Raw genomic sequence first — 16,387 nt, 5'->3', positions numbered from 1 at the left:
ACATCATCAGACACCGTCACCCCGCGGTATTGCAAATGGTTGGTTGCGAGGCCGGTCTCCGGGCTTGCAAGTTTTGATCTATCGCCTTCCCAAGTTTGAACTCAGTGGCATATGGATAGACCCGCACTTGCTTACCGTTGCGGGGGCAGCACAGGAGTTGTGAATGTAGGTTCACGCACCTGTTTCCCAGTTTCACCTTAGCCTGTAGAAATACAGCAAAGGCACCTGACAACTGGGCGCCATTCTAGTCTAAAGCGTGCTTTTTTGCCAGTCGGCCTGTATTCGGCAGGAGTGCTCAAATTGTTAATTTACTTTGAAAAAATGCGCTTAGCTATTGACCACACTCATTTTTTTAAAAGATAATGGGCTGATGGATGCCGATTTAAAAAGTCTTGAAGAGCGTGTGACGAAGCTGATTGCTTTGTGCGGACAACTGCGTGACGAAAATGTGGAGTTACGTCAGGAGGTCACACGGCTGCATCAGGAGTCTCAATCGTTGAAGCTGAATATGACGCAAGCCAGCGTTCAGTTAGAGCGATTATTGTCGGCATTGCCTGAGGAAGGTCGTTAATCATGGCAAGTAATCCGATTGATATCGAAATCATGGGCCGCGCGATGAGCGTGACCTGTACCGATGAAGAACGCGACAGTTTGCTGCAGGCCGTGGGCTACCTGGATGGTAAAATGCGCGAAATTCGTGATGTTGGCAAAATGGTCAGCGTGGAGCGGATTGCCATTATGGCGGCACTCAATATTACGCATGAGTTGTTGAATACGCGTAGCGGCGGTGTGGATGTGGGAGACGTAAAAAAACGTATTTCTACCATGCAGCAGCAAATAGATGATGTATTATCCGGCCAGCACAAATTGTTGTAATCCGCTTCATTTCACAAAATTTTCATCGTCATTTTTTTGAAATGGCGTATCATAAAAACGGTGTGCTAAGGCGTTGCCTGAGTCTAAAATTCCTTGAACTAGTCTTTGTTATAGGTTTCGGCTCATCAGGTGCTGTGAGATCGCACTAAGTTGGGTGGTTTTTTAAAACCCCCTTGGCGTGCGAACCTAATGTTCCTTAGGCTGTTACCACCTGAACTTTCTTGGTTCAGGATGCACGGCTCAGGTAACCCCTTAGCACATCATTCCCCACCCCTTTCACATTGCTTATCCAACGCTCTCCCAATGGTGATGCTTGCAGATAGTTGCTGCATGAAATATTTCTGTTGCAATCTTTATTTGATTGGTCAAGAATCTAGTTGTTTCATATAAATTAACAATTAGATTCAGGGAGGAAGTCATGCGCAAGCTATTTTTCTGGTTTTTTGCATTGGTATTGTTTTCCCCGCAGGTGTTTGCTTATACCGGCATCACTGCGATTGGCGATAGTCTTTTTGATGGTGGCAATGAAGATACGGCAGTGGTCAGCTATTACAAGCTGTTTGGGGCGGGCCTGACGGATGCGCCGTATAGCAATTACCGTTTTACCAATGGCCCAACGGCGGTTGAGTATCTGGCCACCGGGCTCGGATTGAATGCCCCAGCCAGTTTCCAGAATTTTGCGGTTGGCGGTGCAACCACAGCGGATATGCTCACGTTTATGACGAGCTACCTGGGTAGCTTGCCATCGGTTGATGCAGGACATTTGTACGTGCTGGATGGCGGCGGTAATGGCATTGAAACCTTCTCGGCGCACGATTCCGCGCAAAATATGATTGATATGGTGGCATTGTTGCATAGCAAAGGCGCGACCGATTTTCTCGTGCTGGGCTTGCCTGCTGTGGTGGATGCACCGCGTTTTAATGGGGCCTCTGCCGGGGTAGTTCAGTTTTTGGAGGATTACACCAGGGACTATAACGATTATCTGGTTGCGGGACTTTCAGGATTAGGTCTGCCGAGCTCTGCCCGTGTGACTTATTTTGATACCAAAACTGAGTTGGAAAACGGCATGGCCTTGGCTGTGAGCAACGGGATTACCAATTTAACGGATGCTTGTTATGACGGTGCCGCTGTTTGTGCTGATCCTGATAAGTATCTTTTTTGGGATGATTTGCATATGACGACCGTCGTCCACGAGTATCTGGGGCAGCGCATGTTATCTGCGATTACGCCTGTACCAGAGCCTGCGCAAGCTGGGTTGCTTTTCGCTGGCTTGATGTTGGTGTTTGCGCGTCGCAGCCAGCGCCCAGCTATTTAACCGCCTGGCGGCAAACACATGTTTGGCTGATCTGCTTATCGCAACGCGTGATACATCAGGTCGGCCAGGCTGACCACTTCCAGGCAACTTTCATCACAAGATTCCAGAATCACCGGTGGCGCATAGCCAGCTTCACTGGCGTCTAACCAGCGCCTTGCACACAAACACCAGCGGTCGCCTGCTTTCAGGCCCGGAAACCCATACTCTGGCATGGGCGTCGATAAATCATTGCCTTGTGCCTGTGAGAATGCCAGAAATTCATCGGTCATTTCTGCACATACGGTATGCCTGCCGAGGTCTTCGGGGTGGAATCCACAACAACCATCACGCACAAAGCCGGTGATTGGGCGCATGCTGCAGGGAATGAGTAGGGTGCCAAGAACGTTTTTTGCCATGATTGTCAGCTGTACTGTAACTTGGTTTATGATACTGACATTTGTTGGACATAAGAAGGTTTTCAGGCATGGCGCGTTACTGGTTGATGAAATCCGAGCCCTCGGACGTTTCTATTGATGATTTGGCAGGGTTCCCGAACCAGACGGTGGATTGGTATGGGGTACGCAATTACCAGGCACGTAATTTTATGCGTGACCAGATGAAGTTGGGGGATGGCGTGCTGTTTTACCATTCCAATTGCGAGACGCCCGGCATTGTCGGCCTCTGTGAAGTCAGCCAGTTGGCTTACCCGGATAAGTTCCAGTTTGTTGAAGGCCATAAATACTTTGATCCAAAATCCACGCCGGAAAATCCGCGCTGGGTGAATGTGGATGTCAAACTGGTACGTAAAACGCGGTTGCTGAGTTTGAAGGAAATGCGCGAAGCGCCAGAACTGGCCAATATGCGTACTTTGCAAAAAGGGAACCGCTTGTCGATTACACCTGTCGATCCCAAAGAGTGGGCGTATATTTCGGCATTGCTGGCAAAGTAATGGCTGGCTTGATCAGGGCAACCACCTAATTCCAGGCGCATTATTCACATAGAGCAGCTTAATGAACAGACAGCGTAAAAATGCCGTGTTGTATATTCTGGTCGCCGGGTTCCTGATTGCTTTTGTCGGCGTATTGCTGTTTGTGTGGATTTATTTTTCCAGCATGCGTGAGATGCACCAAACTACACGCAAGCTCTATGAGCAGCCGTTTGCCGTGGCCAACGCGGCACTCGCCTTAGAAGCCGATCTCTACCAGATTCGCGGCAGTTTGCTGTATGCCACCTTGATCGAGGCTGATCATAAGCAACTGGCAACCACAGTGGATTTTATTGCGGCGCGTGAGCAGCTGGCGCAGCAAAAAATTGCAATCATTGCCCGCAGTTATTCTGGCGACCAGCAGCAAGTGACACAACTCAAACAGAAACTGACATTGCTGAATCAGGTGCGCGACCAGATTTTGCACGCACTGGAGGCCACACGCTATGCGGATGCCAATCGCCTGATAGAAACGCAGTGGACCGCACGCTTTAACGAGGTGGCAAGCCTGAATGAGGCGGTGCTTAAAAATGCCAATCAACGTGCCACCCAATATGTGAATGAAAGCCAGCAGCGGCTGGAAAAACACACGACACACGGCTTAACTTATGCCGCACTATTGCTCAGCTTGTTTCTGGTCGTTGGTGTTTTCGTTGCCTGGCGTATCTACCAACTGCATATTGAAGCAGACAAGTTTGCGTTTACCGACTTTTTAACTGGAATTGCCAATCGCCGGCATTTTATTCACGAGCTCGAATCAGAAGTGCGGCGCAGTCAGCGTTATGGCTCGGCGTTTGCGTTTGCCATGGTTGATATTGATCACTTTAAGAAAATCAACGATCAATATGGGCATCACGCCGGTGACCTGATCTTGCAGAATTTTTGTCTGCGTTGCGTCAGTGCCTTGCGCACCAGTGATATGGTCGGTCGACTGGGTGGTGAGGAGTTCGGCATCTTAATGCCGATGACGGATCTGCACGAGGCCGCGCGCGTGATTGAGCGTTTGCGCTCCGAAATAGACCACAGCGTCATGAGTGATCATGGCGAGCAAATTCACTACACGGCGTCATTCGGGTTGGTGTCTACCTCGCAACTCAGCGAACAGCAGGGCTTGGCACATTTGATGAAAATGGCGGATGCCGCTCTGTATGCAGCCAAGCAGCAAGGCCGCAACCGCGTCTTTATCGCCAACCACTAATTTTTGGCTCTATCCGTAGCGCGTAGTCAGTGCCAAGTATGACTTCTCTTTAGCTGTTTTCTTCCGATTTTTATTCAAAATGCCAGTTTATTGTGCGTACATTCTTATGGTGCACTTCTTTGGTGCAATGGCATATTGCCGTCTGCTCATCGCCGTGCTTATGGAATTTGATTTTTGGGTTGCGAGTAAAAGGACTTTTTATTATAAATATTTGATTATTAATGTAATTATTGAATGATGTGCTTTGTCTGAGCGCAGTCTCTGTGTGCTAAAACCAGCGTGCATGTGGGTTGGAATACGTCTTGCTAAAACAAGCTTAACAGGCTTTCCAACGTATCACCGGCAACCGGGTAACACCACCCACCTGCTGTCACAGATTGGAGCACGACATGACAAAGTTACTGATCGGATTATTGTTAGGATGCATGAGCGCATCACTCATGGCAGAGCCAGCAGAAGCGCTGGTGCACGATTTAAATAGTCGCGTGTTGCGTGTGCAAGTCGGCTTGAAAAACGGTCAATATGGCTTGGGTTCTGGTGTGGTCGTGGCTGAAAACCAGGTGGTGACTAACTGCCATGTGGTCGCCAATGCCAGCAGTATCAGCGTGGTCAGCGGCGGAGCAGCCTATCACGCGGTCGGCGTGAAACCTGATTGGGAACATGATGTGTGCATGTTGCAAATGGAAGATTTGCCATTGTCACCAGTGACCATGAAATCCAGCCGTGAACTCAAATATGAACAACCGGTATTCACCATCGGTTATCCCAGTTTTGTCGCTGCGCCAGTCAGCACCAGCGGTGTGGTCAAAGGCTTGTTTACCATGGATGACTCGGTCATTGTGCGTGCCACCAGCAGTTTTAGGCAAGGTGCCAGCGGTGGCGGCCTGTTTGATGACAGCGGTGCGCTGGTTGGCTTGATTACCCTGAAGAGCCCTGGTAAGGACGCTTATTACTACTACATGTCTGTGGACTGGGTGAAAGCCCTGATCAGCAAACCGGCAGGCCCGATTGTGGTGAAAAGTGAATTGCCTTTCTGGGGTAAACCCGCTGCTGAATGGCCATATTTTATGAAGGTGGTGTTTCCATACCTGCATAAAGACTGGGCAGGTTTGAAAGTGATTGCCGAACAATGGACCACACAAGAGCCACATAACACCGAAGCCTGGTTTTATCTGGCGGCCGCAGAGTATGAAACGAAAGACTTCAGTATTGCCGAGCAGCATCTGCATCGTGTGGTGAGTATGAACGATCAACATAGCCAGGCTTTTTATTACCTGGGCATGATTGCTGAAGCGAGTGGCAAACATGGTGAAGCGATGGCCAGTGTTGATACATTAAAACAACTGGATGCAGAAGCGGCTGAAGCATTGACGGTGGCAATGAAAAGTTTGCCGTAAGACAGGCAACATCAGACTCAAACGAGAAAGCGCCCAATCGGGCGCTTTTTTTATTTAAATCGGGTTTGCAATCGCTTATGCTACTGCCATGTCCAGCTCTTCCACATGGTAGTAATGTTCATCATCCCACAGGGTGAAATCTTGTGCGGTATAAATCGCTTCCTGAAAATGATGAAAGGTTGCGATGCAATGGTTCTCTTCGTCCATCACTTGATACATTGTCATACGAGCCACCTTTCCTAGTCTGGTTGTCTGCTTATTGCCGTGATGACATCATGGCACAGGTGTATGACAGTGATTTTGCAGAGCAGCAAGGTGTAATCGGGTCAGTTTGAGAGATGACGTTTTGATGCCTGCAGACGGTTTATTTGCGTGTGATTTAGCCCGCTGTTTCGCGCTTGGCCGCCGCCGCTTTTTTGTAAAATGCCCGGGTTGGCGTATAATTCGCAACTTCTGAGGAACGCTGCGAGAGTCATCTGACTCCCAGGCTCAGAGCATTTGCTGCAAAGCATCTCAACGGCGTTCACTTTTCACTGTGCGAGCACGGAAAAAAGGTGAACAAACGTTTCCACCGGTTCTTAGAACTTTCCCTGCTCAGTTTTCATCTTTTTAAGGATTTGAAACATGAATACTGTAGCTGACATCAAAGATTACATCGTTGCTGATATGTCGCTGGCTGCTTGGGGTCGCAAGGAAATTGCGATTGCCGAAACTGAAATGCCGGGCTTGATGGCGATTCGCGAAGAATACGCGGCTCAACAACCACTGAAGGGCGCACGTATTACCGGCTCTTTGCATATGACCATCCAGACCGCAGTGTTGATTGAAACACTGAAAGACCTGGGCGCTGATGTGCGCTGGGCGTCCTGTAATATTTTCTCTACACAAGACCACGCCGCTGCGGCGATTGCTGCGACTGGCACTGCCGTATTTGCCGTGAAAGGCGAAACACTGGAAGAGTATTGGGATTACACCCACCGTATTTTTGAGTGGGCGGATGGTGGCTACTCCAATATGATTCTGGATGATGGCGGCGATGCAACCTTATTGCTACATTTGGGTAGCCGTGCCGAGAAAGATTTGTCTGTGGTGGCGAATCCAACGTCTGAAGAAGAAATTTGCCTGTTTAATGCGATTAAAGCCAAGTTGAAAACAGACCCAAGCTGGTACTCAGTGCGTTTGGCCGCCATCAAAGGCGTGACCGAAGAAACTACCACCGGTGTGCATAGACTGTATCAAATGCATAAAGAGGGCAAACTGGCATTCCCGGCGATTAACGTTAACGATTCTGTGACCAAGTCCAAGTTTGACAACCTGTATGGTTGCCGTGAATCATTGGTTGACGGTATCAAGCGCGCGACTGATGTCATGATCGCCGGCAAAATTGCCGTAGTAGCTGGTTACGGTGATGTGGGCAAGGGCTCTGCACAAGCCATGCGTGCCTTGTCTGCACAAGTATGGGTGACTGAAATTGACCCGATTTGCGCGCTGCAAGCGGCGATGGAAGGCTACCGCGTAGTGACCATGGATTACGCCGCAGAGCATGCTGATATTTTCGTCACCGCGACTGGTAACTACCATGTGATTACCCACGACCATATGGCCAAAATGAAAGACCAGGCCATCGTCTGTAACATTGGCCACTTCGACAACGAAATCGACGTTGCCGGCATTGAAAAATACCAGTGGGAAGAGATCAAACCACAAGTGGATCACGTGATTTTCCCGGATGGTAAACGCATCATCCTGTTGGCCAAAGGCCGCCTGGTGAACCTGGGTTGTGGTACTGGCCATCCGAGCTATGTGATGAGCTCCAGCTTTGCTAACCAGACCATTGCGCAAATTGAGTTGTTTACGCAAACAGGAAAATATCCGGTTGGCGTGTACACTTTGCCCAAGCACCTGGATGAAAAAGTGGCTATCTTGCAGTTGAAAAAACTCAACGCGCAATTGACCACACTGACAGACGCGCAAGCGGCCTATATCGGTGTGAGCAAAAGTGGCCCATACAAGCCAGACCATTATCGTTACTAATCTGCACTAGAGTATCTGCCGATTCACCCGAGTCTGCGTCAGATGTACTGGCGCGGGTTTGGGTGTACACTCTCCTCATGTGAGTCAGGGGGAATCAGCATGTTGAAACTGTTGGTCGTGTGGGTATTGAATGCGTTGGCACTGATGGCAGTCGCGTATCTGGTGCCGGGCATTCATGTTGCGAATTTTACGGCTGCTTTGCTGGCGGCGGTGGTGATTGGTTTTGCCAATGTGCTGGTGAAACCGATATTGGTCATTTTAACGTTGCCGATCACCTTGCTGACGCTGGGGCTGTTTTTACTGGTGATTAATGGCTTGCTGTTCTGGTTTGTCGGCCATTTATTACAAGGCTTCTCGGTCAATAGTGTGCTGACAGGCGTGATTGGTGCGCTGGTGTATAGCGTGATTGCATGGATATTGAGCGCGATTGTGCTGAATGAAAAAGACTAAGCCAATCGTGCATCATAAATAAAAGATTAAACAAGTGAATCGTAAAACCTCTTACAGTTTTGAGTTCTTTCCGCCTAAAACAGCGGAAGGTATGGCGAATCTGCGCAATGTGCGCGATGAGTTGGCCGCATTTTCACCAGAGTTTTTCTCAGTGACCTTTGGTGCAGGCGGTTCGACGCGTGACCGTACCATGGATAGCGTGCTGGAAATCCAGGCCGCGGGCCATGGCGCGGCACCGCATATTTCCTGTATTTCTTCGAGTAAAGAAGAAATCCGCGAGTTGCTGCAAGCTTATCAAGCCAAAGGCATCAAGCGTTTGGTCACCTTGCGCGGTGATATTCCTTCAGGTGAGGTGAGCGCAGGTGACTTTAAATACGCCAATGAGTTGGTGAGCTTTATCCGCGCCGAAACTGGTGACTGGTTTCACCTCGAGGTGGCGGCGTATCCTGAATTTCACCCTGAAGCAGGGTCTGCGCAAAAAGACCTGGAAAACTTCAAACGTAAAATTGATGCGGGTGCTGACTCAGCCATCACGCAGTATTTTTATAATGTGGATGCGTATTTCCGCTTTGTCGAGGCCGCGCAAAAAATGGGTGTGACGGCGCCGATTATTCCCGGCATCATGCCTATCTATAATTACACGCAGCTGGCGCGTTTTTCTAATGTGTGCGGTGCCGAAATCCCGCGCTGGCTGCGCCTGCGTTTAGAGGCTTATGGTGACGACCTGGCGTCGTTGCGGGCATTTGGCGCGGATGTGGTGACGGATATTTGTGCCAGACTGATTGCGTCTGGCGTGGATAAAATGCATTTTTATACGCTGAACCAGGCCGGTATTATTGGCCAGATTATTCGCCAACTGTAGCTGGCAGAAAACAAAAAAGCGCGGCCTGTTTGGTCGCGCTTTTTTACGTGCTCAGGCTTACTGTAGTGAAAGACCTTGTGGGTTAAACAAGGCGTCTTCTACAAACAGGTAGTCCTGCTTACGTGTTTCATCCCACAACACCATCATGGTGATCCAGCGGATATCTTCCATGCTCAGTGTTTCCTGCGGTAACACCATGGCACGGTCCACAATCAAGTCGCGTTCGTAGGCCGTGATGATGTCACTGCGTTGTAGCAGCGTCAGAAAGTTTAAGCTTTCGTCATTGATTTTGCTGCGCTCCATCTCGCAAAAAATACGAATGGCCGCCGGGTCGTGCAGATACCGTGGTTGCTGTACCGAGCGGCGCAGGTCTTTGACCCAGTCTACCGCATGTAAAATGTCCTGATGGTTAAATCCTGCCTGGGATAACTCGTAAGCCATGATGGTTTCGTCGGTTTCTTTCAACTCAAGCGCATCATGTTTATCCCAGTAATTTTGATAAATAAATATCAATACTTCCAACATGTATATAGTCTCCTCAAACACGCTGTTGCATAGGCAGCGCTGTTGGGGTGAGCCTGAGTCCGTCTTTAGGCGAGTCGCTGGAACTGACCGCTGGCGAGATGGCTGACCACACCTTCTAATTCAAGTAGTGTTAGCATGGTGGAAACTTGTTCTGGCGTCAAGCCTGAGCGGGCTGAGATCTGCTCTGCAAACAGGGGGTCGAATCCCATGCAAACCAATACTGGGCTTGCTTCGGCAGGTAAATTAGTCCACTCGGGCGATGGCCCATTCGGGCTAATCGCCAAAGCCGTGTTTGGCAGGCGGATATGGCGTAATTCACTCAAAATGTCGTCGGTCGATTCGACCAGTTTGGCGCCTTGCTTGATCAGGGCGTGGCACCCTTTGGCCACCGGCGAGTGAATTGAGCCTGGAATGGCAAATACTTCACGCCCTTGCTCGATGGCTTGTTTGGCCGTAATCAGCGAACCACTGTCAATATTGGCCTCTACCACCAGGCAACCTTCAGATAAGCCGCTGATAATGCGGTTGCGCCGCGGAAAGTTGTGCGTGAGCGATGGCGTGCCCAGCGGGTATTCAGAGAGGATCAGCCCATATTGCACGATCTGGTGTGCCAACGCCTTGTGCCTGGCCGGGTAAACAATGTCTAGCCCGGTGCCGACCACGGCAATGGTGGCACCATCTGCTTTCAGTGCGCCACGATGGGCGGCGCCATCAATCCCCAGCGCCAGTCCGCTGACTACGGCGAATCCGGCGCGGCATAAGCTTTCGGCAAAATTCTCGGCAGTCGCTTCACCTTGCGGTGTGGCATGGCGGCTACCAACAATGGCGAGGCCCGGTCTTTTAAGGGTTTGCAGGTTGCCTTTGGCATATAAAACCGGCGGTGGCTGGTCTGTGTCCAGCAATCGTTGCGGATAATAAGGATCGCCCAGGGTGATCAGGTGGTTATCGGTTTGATCCAGCCAGGTCAGCGTGTGTGCAATGTGCGGATCATCCATGGCTCGCTGGATGCCATCGGCGACCTCTTTGCTGACCAGGTCGCGCAACGCTGAATAAGGCGCTGCCAGAATGGCTTCAGGCGTTTTGAAACTAAGCAGTAACTGGCAGTAAGTGACGCTGCCCAGCCCGTTTACCAGGCTGAGCGCAATCCAGGGGGCGGTGTGTTCAGTTGTGATCGTCACTATAGCGCTTGTGTATCATGGGGTGCTGACCACATCTTCGGCATGAATCGGTTGAGAGGCCTGCATCACCAAGGCATAAGACAGTTTTGGGAAGGTTTTGAACACCATGACCAGACCGACCGGCTCATCAGGCAGCTGGATGGTTACAGGTTTTTTTGGATCTGATTCCGGGTCCACCATGCTGGCACCTTTGCGCAGCACGGACAGCACATGACCGCGCTCTACGCCTTGCTCTTCACCGCGGTTAAGCACGACGACGCGGCCATAACCGGTTTCGTTAATGCCTTCACTCACGCGCGCAATCTGGCCTTGAATCGGCATGTCTGGCGCATGGGGAATATAGGCCGGATTGAGTTCATCTTCCATCGCAATCAGTTTGTCTTTGACCGCAATTTCCTCTTTGGCCTGAGTCACCGTTAACGTGGCTGGTTGGCCTGGGCGCAGTAATTTTGCTTCGCCCAGATAGTGTGCCTCATTGCCGAGGATTTCACCATTTTCAGGATTCTTGACCGGTTCCCCCTCGCGGTAAATCGCCCACACCGATCTGGCCGATTCCGGTAAGCCTTGCACATAAATATGGGTGCCAGGACTCAGGATTTCACGCTCTTCCTGCGCGGCAATAATTCGCGGTGCGGCTTTCAGCTCCTCTGGCGAGATCAGCATGGGTTTGGTCAGGAATGGCAGGATGGTGTTCGGCTGGATCGCTGGAATCGCATCGCCTTTAATGGGGGTGACGATGACACCGGGTTCCAGTGTCACTGATTCACGTACCAGTTTTAACACCGGTTTGCCGCTGCTGGTGTCGAGTACAATCACGTCGCCGGGGTAAATCCAGTGCGGGTTTTTGATGTGTTCACGGTTAAGTTGCCAGATTTGTGGCCATTGCCAGGGGTTCTTGAGGAACTTGGCTGAAATGTCCCACAGGGTGTCGCCTTTGGCCACGACATGGCGATCGGGATGTTGCGGGCGCAAAGGAATTTCTTCAGCACGCACCAACAAGCTGCTACAAGCCAGCGCAAGCAAGGTTATAATTTGAACAATTTTGGTCATGTGGCGTCTCTGTAATATGCAGCACAAAAGGATGGGCAGCACCAACGGTGCGCAGCATCTGCGCAATGTCGACCAATCTAGCATGGGTTTAAAGTTCTTATCAAGGTGAAAAAGCGGGCGTTTTACCCCGTTTTCCCACAAACTATTGAATGGAAAGATTTGTAGAGCATGGCACTACTTCCAATTTTGCAATATCCTGACCCGCGCTTGCACACCGTGGCCAAGCCGGTGCAAGTGTTTGATGCCGCGTTGCAGCAGCTGGTAAGCGATATGGCCGAGACGATGTATGATGCGCCCGGCATTGGTTTGGCTGCGACACAGGTTGATCAACACATTCAATTGATTGTGATTGATTTAAGCAAAGACAAAGATGATTTGCTGGTGCTGATTAATCCGAAAATCATTGCCCAGTCTGGCAGCCAGGATTATGAAGAAGGCTGCTTGTCTGTGCCCGGCGTGTATGAAAATGTCACACGCGCCGAGTTCATCACGGTAGAAGCGCAAGATGTGCAAGGCAAGGCATACCGCTTGGATGCCGATGGCCTGCTCAGTGTCTGTATCCAGCATGAGATGGATCACCTCAAGGGCAAGGTATTTGTCGAGTACCTGTCAACACTAAAACGTAACCGCATCCGCAGCAAAATGGTCAAGCACGCGCGCGAAATCGAACGTAATAGTTATTAATTAGGGATTTGCATGCGAATTATTTATGCCGGAACCCCGGAGTTTGCCGTGCCTGCTTTGCAGGGGTTAATGGATGCCGGTCATGATGTCGTCATGGTGCTAACACAACCAGACCGTCCCGCCGGACGGGGCATGCAATTGAAAGCTAGCCCGGTCAAACAGCTGGCCTTGCAACATGGCTTGCGCGTGTTTCAACCAGAAAGCCTCAAACCTGCTGACGTGCAGGCGGAGGTCGCGGCGGTCAATGCCAATGTCATGATTGTGGCTGCTTATGGTCTGATTATCCCCACTGCGGTACTGAATATCCCTCAACGTGGCTGTTACAACATCCATGGCTCACTGCTGCCACGCTGGCGCGGCGCGGCGCCTATCCATAGAGCCATTCTGGCTGGCGATGCCGAGACTGGCGTGACGATTATGGAAGTGGTGCCCAAGCTGGATGCTGGCAATATGATCAGCAAGTGGGCGGTCGCTATTACCGAGGCGGATACAACCCAAAGCCTGCATGATGCCATCAGCCGCGAAGGTGCACGTTTGATGGTTGAAGCCATGCATACACTGCAAAGTACGGGTGAATTAGCCTCTGAAGTGCAGGATGAATCCCTGGTGACATATGCCCACAAGCTGGAGAAATCCGAATCTGCCATCGACTGGAATCAGCCTGCCCAACAGCTCTCACGACAGGTACGGGCGTTTAACCCGTTTCCGGTCGCCACGGCCAAGTTCAACGAACAAGTCTGCAAACTGTGGTTTGCTCAAATGGCAGCTGGTAGCGGCCAGCCAGGCGTAGTGCTGGAAACACAGCCATTGCGCGTGGCTTGCGGCGACGGTGCGTTGGAAATTCACGAGTTACAAATGCCCGGTGGCAAGCGGCAAACGGCACAGCAGTTTGTGCAGGGGCAGCATGTGCAGGTCGGTGACCGGTTTTTCTAAGCGGTGTTTTAACACCGGGCATTGAAAAACACCTGTCATCCCCGCATATTAGGGAAGTGGTATTAAATGTATTCAAGGAGTAAGTATGTTAGGTAACTGGACCAAAACCTTTGTGCTGATGGCGGCCATTACGGCTCTGTTTGTAGCCGTGGGCGGGGCTTTGGGTGGTCAGGGCGGGATGTTGCTGGCCTTATTGCTGGCCGGCGGCATGAACTTTTATGCCTATTGGTTCAGTGACCAGGCCGTACTGAAAATGTACGGTGCGGTAGAGATCAATGCTGACAATAATTTTGGCAATGGCCAATTCCGCAATTATTTCAATATGGTGAAAGAGTTGGCGGAACGTGCTGAGTTGCCTATGCCGCGCGTGTTTGTGATTAACGAAAGCCAGCCTAACGCCTTTGCCACCGGCCGTAATCCGGAAAATGCAGCGGTGGCAGCGACCACCGGCATTATGCAGATTTTAAGTGAGCGCGAGTTGCGCGGTGTGATGGCGCATGAGCTGGCGCACGTGAAAAACCGCGATACCTTGATTTCGACTATTTCAGCGACAGTGGCCGGGGCAATTTCATCGATTGCGCAATTTGGCCTGATGTTTGGTGGCGGCCATCGTGAGGGCGAAGACCGGCCTAATCCGCTGATCGGTATTTTGATCATGGTATTGGCACCATTGGCAGCCTCGCTGATTCAAATGGCGATTTCACGTTCACGTGAATACGAAGCGGATCGCATGGGGGCGGATATCAGCCGTGATCCGAAAGCCCTGGCAGCTGCGCTGGAAAAAATCCATAACTATGCGCACCAGATTCCGAACATGACAGCTGAGCAGCATCCTGAAACCGGGCAGATGATGATTATCAACCCGTTATCCGGTGCAGATCTGGCTGGTTTGTTTAGTACCCACCCGCAAACGGAAGAGCGTATCCGCCGTTTGCTGGCATTGGCGAACCAGTATTAGCTGCTGATGTTTTTACTTGAAAAAGGCTTTCTGATGAAAGCCTTTTTTATTGCGCGTGTTTTTCACTGTGCAATCGGGGCGCATCAAGTAGAATAGCTTTTTTTGCCCAGAGATTATCGTTGCAAGTTGCTCAGCTCATTGCCGCATATGCGGTGGCCGAAGTGTTGGCCGGACATAACCTGACTGTTTCCATGCCCAAGGCATTGCGTAAGGTCAAATTGGCGACGCCACAACAACAGGCTGCTGCGCAGGATTACAGTTATCTGACGTTGCGTTTCTATGCAGAATCTGCAGCGTATCTCAAAGCACTGACGCCCAAACCAGTGACGGATGAGCGTGTTAACGCGTTGTTGCTGGTGGCGTTGTCGCAGCTATTACATAGTACAGATGATGACTTTACCGTGGTCAACCAGGCGGTAGAGGCGGCCGGTAAAACCGGGCAGCGTTGGGCCAAAGGTCTGGTCAACGCCGTGTTGCGCAACTTTTTGCGCCAGCGTGCGGATTTGCAAGCTCACATCGTCAAGGGTGAAGAAGTGCAATTTAACTATCCGCAATGGTGGATAGATACCCTGAAACAGCAATATCCGCAGGATTGGCAAACGATACTCGAAGTGGGTAATAGCCATCCACCCATGACTTTGCGCGTGAATGTGCGCAAGACCGACCCTGCGACTTATATGCAGTTGTTGCAAACAGCGGGGATAGCCTCTCACCATTTGGGTGGCACAGCTATTCAGCTACAGCAGCCCTTGCCGGTGAGCAAGCTACCGTTTTTTGAAGAGGGCTGGGTCAGTGTGCAGGATGCAGGTGCGCAATGGGCTGCGCCTTTGCTGGATTTGCAACCTGGCATGCGCGTGCTGGATGCCTGTAGTGCGCCCGGTGGCAAGACTTGCCACGTACTGGAAACCAGTGACGTTGAGTTATTGTCACTGGATGTCGAAGCTGAACGTTTACGTCGCGTGCACGAGAACTTGCAGCGATTGGGCTTGCAAGCCAAGGTGGTGACAGGCGATGCAGCACAGTCAGACTGGTTTGATGGCCAGTTGTTTGACCGTATTCTGGCGGATGTACCTTGTAGTGCTTCTGGCATTGTGCGCCGCCATGTGGATATGAAGTGGTTGCGCCGGCCTCAGGATCTGGCAACATTTGCCCGTACGCAACAGGAAATTTTATCGAATTTGTGGCAAATGCTGGCAAAAGGCGGTAAATTGCTCTACGTGACGTGCTCGATATTCCAACAAGAAAACGAAATGCAAATTCAGCAATTTTTAACCACACACACCGATGCGACAAGGTTGCCGGTCGCCTTTGATGTGTCGACATTACCTTGTCAGCACCAGGTTGGTGGTCAGTTATTGCCCACCGCTGAGCATGACGGATTGTTTTATGCACTCCTGCAAAAACATTAGTCGCTGGTTATGGATCGCGCTGTTGCTGAGCCTGACCGCCTGGGTGGCGGTCGCTGGTGGCAATCACGCGCATATCCGTAGTGCAGAGCTGGTGTTGCGGGATGAAGTGTGGACACTGGATGCGGACATTGATATCCAGTTTGGCCGTGCGCTAGAAGAAGCGCTGAGTAAAGGCGTCGCACTGACTTTTTTATATGAGTTCCAGATTATCAAACCCCTCAAATACTGGTTTGATGACGAGGTGGTCACCGAACGCCGCTCCGTGACACTGAATTATCATGCGCTCACCAAACAATACCTGCTCAACTATCCGCAACAGCAAAAAGTGTTTGATAGCCTGGGTGAGGCCAGACGTGAGCTGGGCCTGATCCATGACTGGCGCCTCGTGCCGCATGCCACGCTTGAAAAGAATCAGCCCTACCAGGCCGCGCTCAAGATGCACCTGGATACCAGCAAACTGCCTAAAGCATTGCAACTGGATGCCCTGGGCGAAAGTGACTGGGAGCTGGTAACCCCCACGTTTAGCTGGTGGGTGAAGGAAACACTGCGCTAAC

At 50.9% G+C, this 16,387-nt stretch carries 19 protein-coding genes and 2 riboswitches; of the genes, 14 read left to right on the top strand and 5 right to left on the bottom strand.

All coding sequences use genetic code 11. The features are described 5' to 3' along the window. Positions 1-31: 31 nt before the first annotated feature. Positions 32-244, bottom strand: a riboswitch (cobalamin riboswitch). A gap of 90 nt (positions 245-334) precedes the next feature. From GQ52_RS03580 to GQ52_RS03570, 3 genes are all read left to right on the top strand, one after another. Continuing rightward, positions 335-571, top strand: a complete 237-nt coding sequence (locus GQ52_RS03580) for a hypothetical protein (RefSeq protein ID WP_019881108.1) — start codon at positions 335-337, stop codon at positions 569-571. A 2-nt stretch (positions 572-573) separates the two neighbouring features. Next, positions 574-876, top strand: a complete 303-nt coding sequence (locus tag GQ52_RS03575; RefSeq protein WP_019881109.1) for a cell division protein ZapA — start codon at positions 574-576, stop codon at positions 874-876. Positions 877-1,294: 418 nt separating this feature from the next. Further along, positions 1,295-2,191, top strand: a complete 897-nt coding sequence (locus GQ52_RS03570) for an SGNH/GDSL hydrolase family protein (RefSeq protein WP_047515199.1) — start codon at positions 1,295-1,297, stop codon at positions 2,189-2,191. 35 nt (positions 2,192-2,226) lie between these two features. On the opposite strand, the gene GQ52_RS03565 is transcribed toward GQ52_RS03570, so the two are convergent. Further along, positions 2,227-2,586 (bottom strand): DUF2237 family protein, encoded by a 360-nt coding sequence (locus tag GQ52_RS03565; RefSeq protein ID WP_024930418.1) that lies wholly within the window; start codon positions 2,584-2,586, stop codon positions 2,227-2,229. Between the two features lie 68 nt (positions 2,587-2,654). Here GQ52_RS03565 and GQ52_RS03560 point away from each other — a divergent pair, with 68 nt between their 5' ends. From GQ52_RS03560 to GQ52_RS03550, 3 genes are all read left to right on the top strand, one after another. Then, positions 2,655-3,119 (top strand): EVE domain-containing protein, encoded by a 465-nt coding sequence (locus tag GQ52_RS03560; RefSeq protein ID WP_019881112.1) that lies wholly within the window; start codon positions 2,655-2,657, stop codon positions 3,117-3,119. Between the two features lie 61 nt (positions 3,120-3,180). Further along, positions 3,181-4,353, top strand: a complete 1,173-nt coding sequence (locus tag GQ52_RS03555) for a diguanylate cyclase (protein WP_047515194.1) — start codon at positions 3,181-3,183, stop codon at positions 4,351-4,353. Positions 4,354-4,742: 389 nt separating this feature from the next. Further along, positions 4,743-5,750 (top strand): serine protease, encoded by a 1,008-nt coding sequence (locus tag GQ52_RS03550; RefSeq protein WP_235272942.1) that lies wholly within the window; start codon positions 4,743-4,745, stop codon positions 5,748-5,750. A 75-nt stretch (positions 5,751-5,825) separates the two neighbouring features. On the opposite strand, the gene GQ52_RS14155 is transcribed toward GQ52_RS03550, so the two are convergent. Beyond that, a complete protein-coding gene (locus tag GQ52_RS14155) occupies positions 5,826-5,975 on the bottom strand; it encodes a hypothetical protein (protein ID WP_154650038.1) in 150 nt (49 codons plus the stop codon). Between the two features lie 224 nt (positions 5,976-6,199). After that, positions 6,200-6,282: riboswitch (S-adenosyl-L-homocysteine riboswitch) on the top strand. A 92-nt stretch (positions 6,283-6,374) separates the two neighbouring features. On the opposite strand from GQ52_RS14155, the gene ahcY reads away from it, so the two are divergent. The 3 genes from ahcY to metF all read left to right on the top strand — a co-directional run bounded on the left by ahcY (position 6,375) and on the right by metF (position 9,096). After that, positions 6,375-7,784, top strand: coding sequence for an adenosylhomocysteinase (ahcY, locus tag GQ52_RS03545; protein WP_047515184.1), 1,410 nt, complete (start codon positions 6,375-6,377; stop codon positions 7,782-7,784). A gap of 99 nt (positions 7,785-7,883) precedes the next feature. Further along, on the top strand, positions 7,884-8,234 hold the full coding sequence (locus tag GQ52_RS03540) for a phage holin family protein (RefSeq protein WP_019881122.1): 351 nt from the start codon (positions 7,884-7,886) through the stop codon (positions 8,232-8,234). A 34-nt stretch (positions 8,235-8,268) separates the two neighbouring features. Next, positions 8,269-9,096, top strand: coding sequence for a methylenetetrahydrofolate reductase [NAD(P)H] (gene metF, locus GQ52_RS03535; protein WP_047515182.1), 828 nt, complete (start codon positions 8,269-8,271; stop codon positions 9,094-9,096). A gap of 57 nt (positions 9,097-9,153) precedes the next feature. Here metF and GQ52_RS03530 read toward each other — a convergent pair whose 3' ends face one another. The 3 genes from GQ52_RS03530 to GQ52_RS03520 form a co-directional block, all read right to left on the bottom strand. After that, the gene (locus tag GQ52_RS03530; protein WP_047515179.1) at positions 9,154-9,621 is read right to left on the bottom strand and encodes a DUF494 family protein; all 468 of its coding nucleotides are present in this window, start codon (positions 9,619-9,621) and stop codon (positions 9,154-9,156) included. A gap of 65 nt (positions 9,622-9,686) precedes the next feature. Continuing rightward, complete coding sequence (dprA, locus tag GQ52_RS03525) at positions 9,687-10,799, bottom strand: DNA-processing protein DprA (RefSeq protein WP_024930424.1); 1,113 nt, start codon at positions 10,797-10,799, stop codon at positions 9,687-9,689. Positions 10,800-10,814: 15 nt separating this feature from the next. Then, complete coding sequence (locus tag GQ52_RS03520; RefSeq protein WP_047515174.1) at positions 10,815-11,849, bottom strand: LysM peptidoglycan-binding domain-containing protein; 1,035 nt, start codon at positions 11,847-11,849, stop codon at positions 10,815-10,817. Positions 11,850-12,017: 168 nt separating this feature from the next. Between GQ52_RS03520 and def the strand changes: the two genes are divergently transcribed. The 5 genes from def (at position 12,018) to GQ52_RS03495 (ending at position 16,386) form a co-directional block, all read left to right on the top strand. Beyond that, positions 12,018-12,533, top strand: coding sequence for a peptide deformylase (def, locus tag GQ52_RS03515; RefSeq protein ID WP_047515171.1), 516 nt, complete (start codon positions 12,018-12,020; stop codon positions 12,531-12,533). Positions 12,534-12,545: 12 nt separating this feature from the next. Further along, on the top strand, positions 12,546-13,466 hold the full coding sequence (gene fmt / locus GQ52_RS03510; protein ID WP_047515168.1) for a methionyl-tRNA formyltransferase: 921 nt from the start codon (positions 12,546-12,548) through the stop codon (positions 13,464-13,466). Positions 13,467-13,551: 85 nt separating this feature from the next. Continuing rightward, positions 13,552-14,424: a zinc metalloprotease HtpX gene (htpX, locus tag GQ52_RS03505; protein WP_019881130.1), complete on the top strand. Its 873-nt coding sequence runs from the start codon at positions 13,552-13,554 to the stop codon at positions 14,422-14,424. Between the two features lie 119 nt (positions 14,425-14,543). Beyond that, positions 14,544-15,833, top strand: a complete 1,290-nt coding sequence (rsmB, locus tag GQ52_RS03500) for a 16S rRNA (cytosine(967)-C(5))-methyltransferase RsmB (RefSeq protein WP_047515163.1) — start codon at positions 14,544-14,546, stop codon at positions 15,831-15,833. Next, positions 15,811-16,386, top strand: coding sequence for a DUF4390 domain-containing protein (locus GQ52_RS03495; RefSeq protein ID WP_019881132.1), 576 nt, complete (start codon positions 15,811-15,813; stop codon positions 16,384-16,386). The genes rsmB and GQ52_RS03495 overlap by 23 nt, the downstream gene beginning before the upstream one ends. The last annotated feature ends 1 nt before the right edge of the window (position 16,387 follow it).

Source organism: Methylophilus sp. Q8 (assembly GCF_000800115.1).
GTDB lineage: Bacteria > Pseudomonadota > Gammaproteobacteria > Burkholderiales > Methylophilaceae > Methylophilus.
The sequence above is the reverse complement of the archived record's forward strand: the minus strand, read 5'-3'. Positions and strand labels throughout refer to the sequence as shown.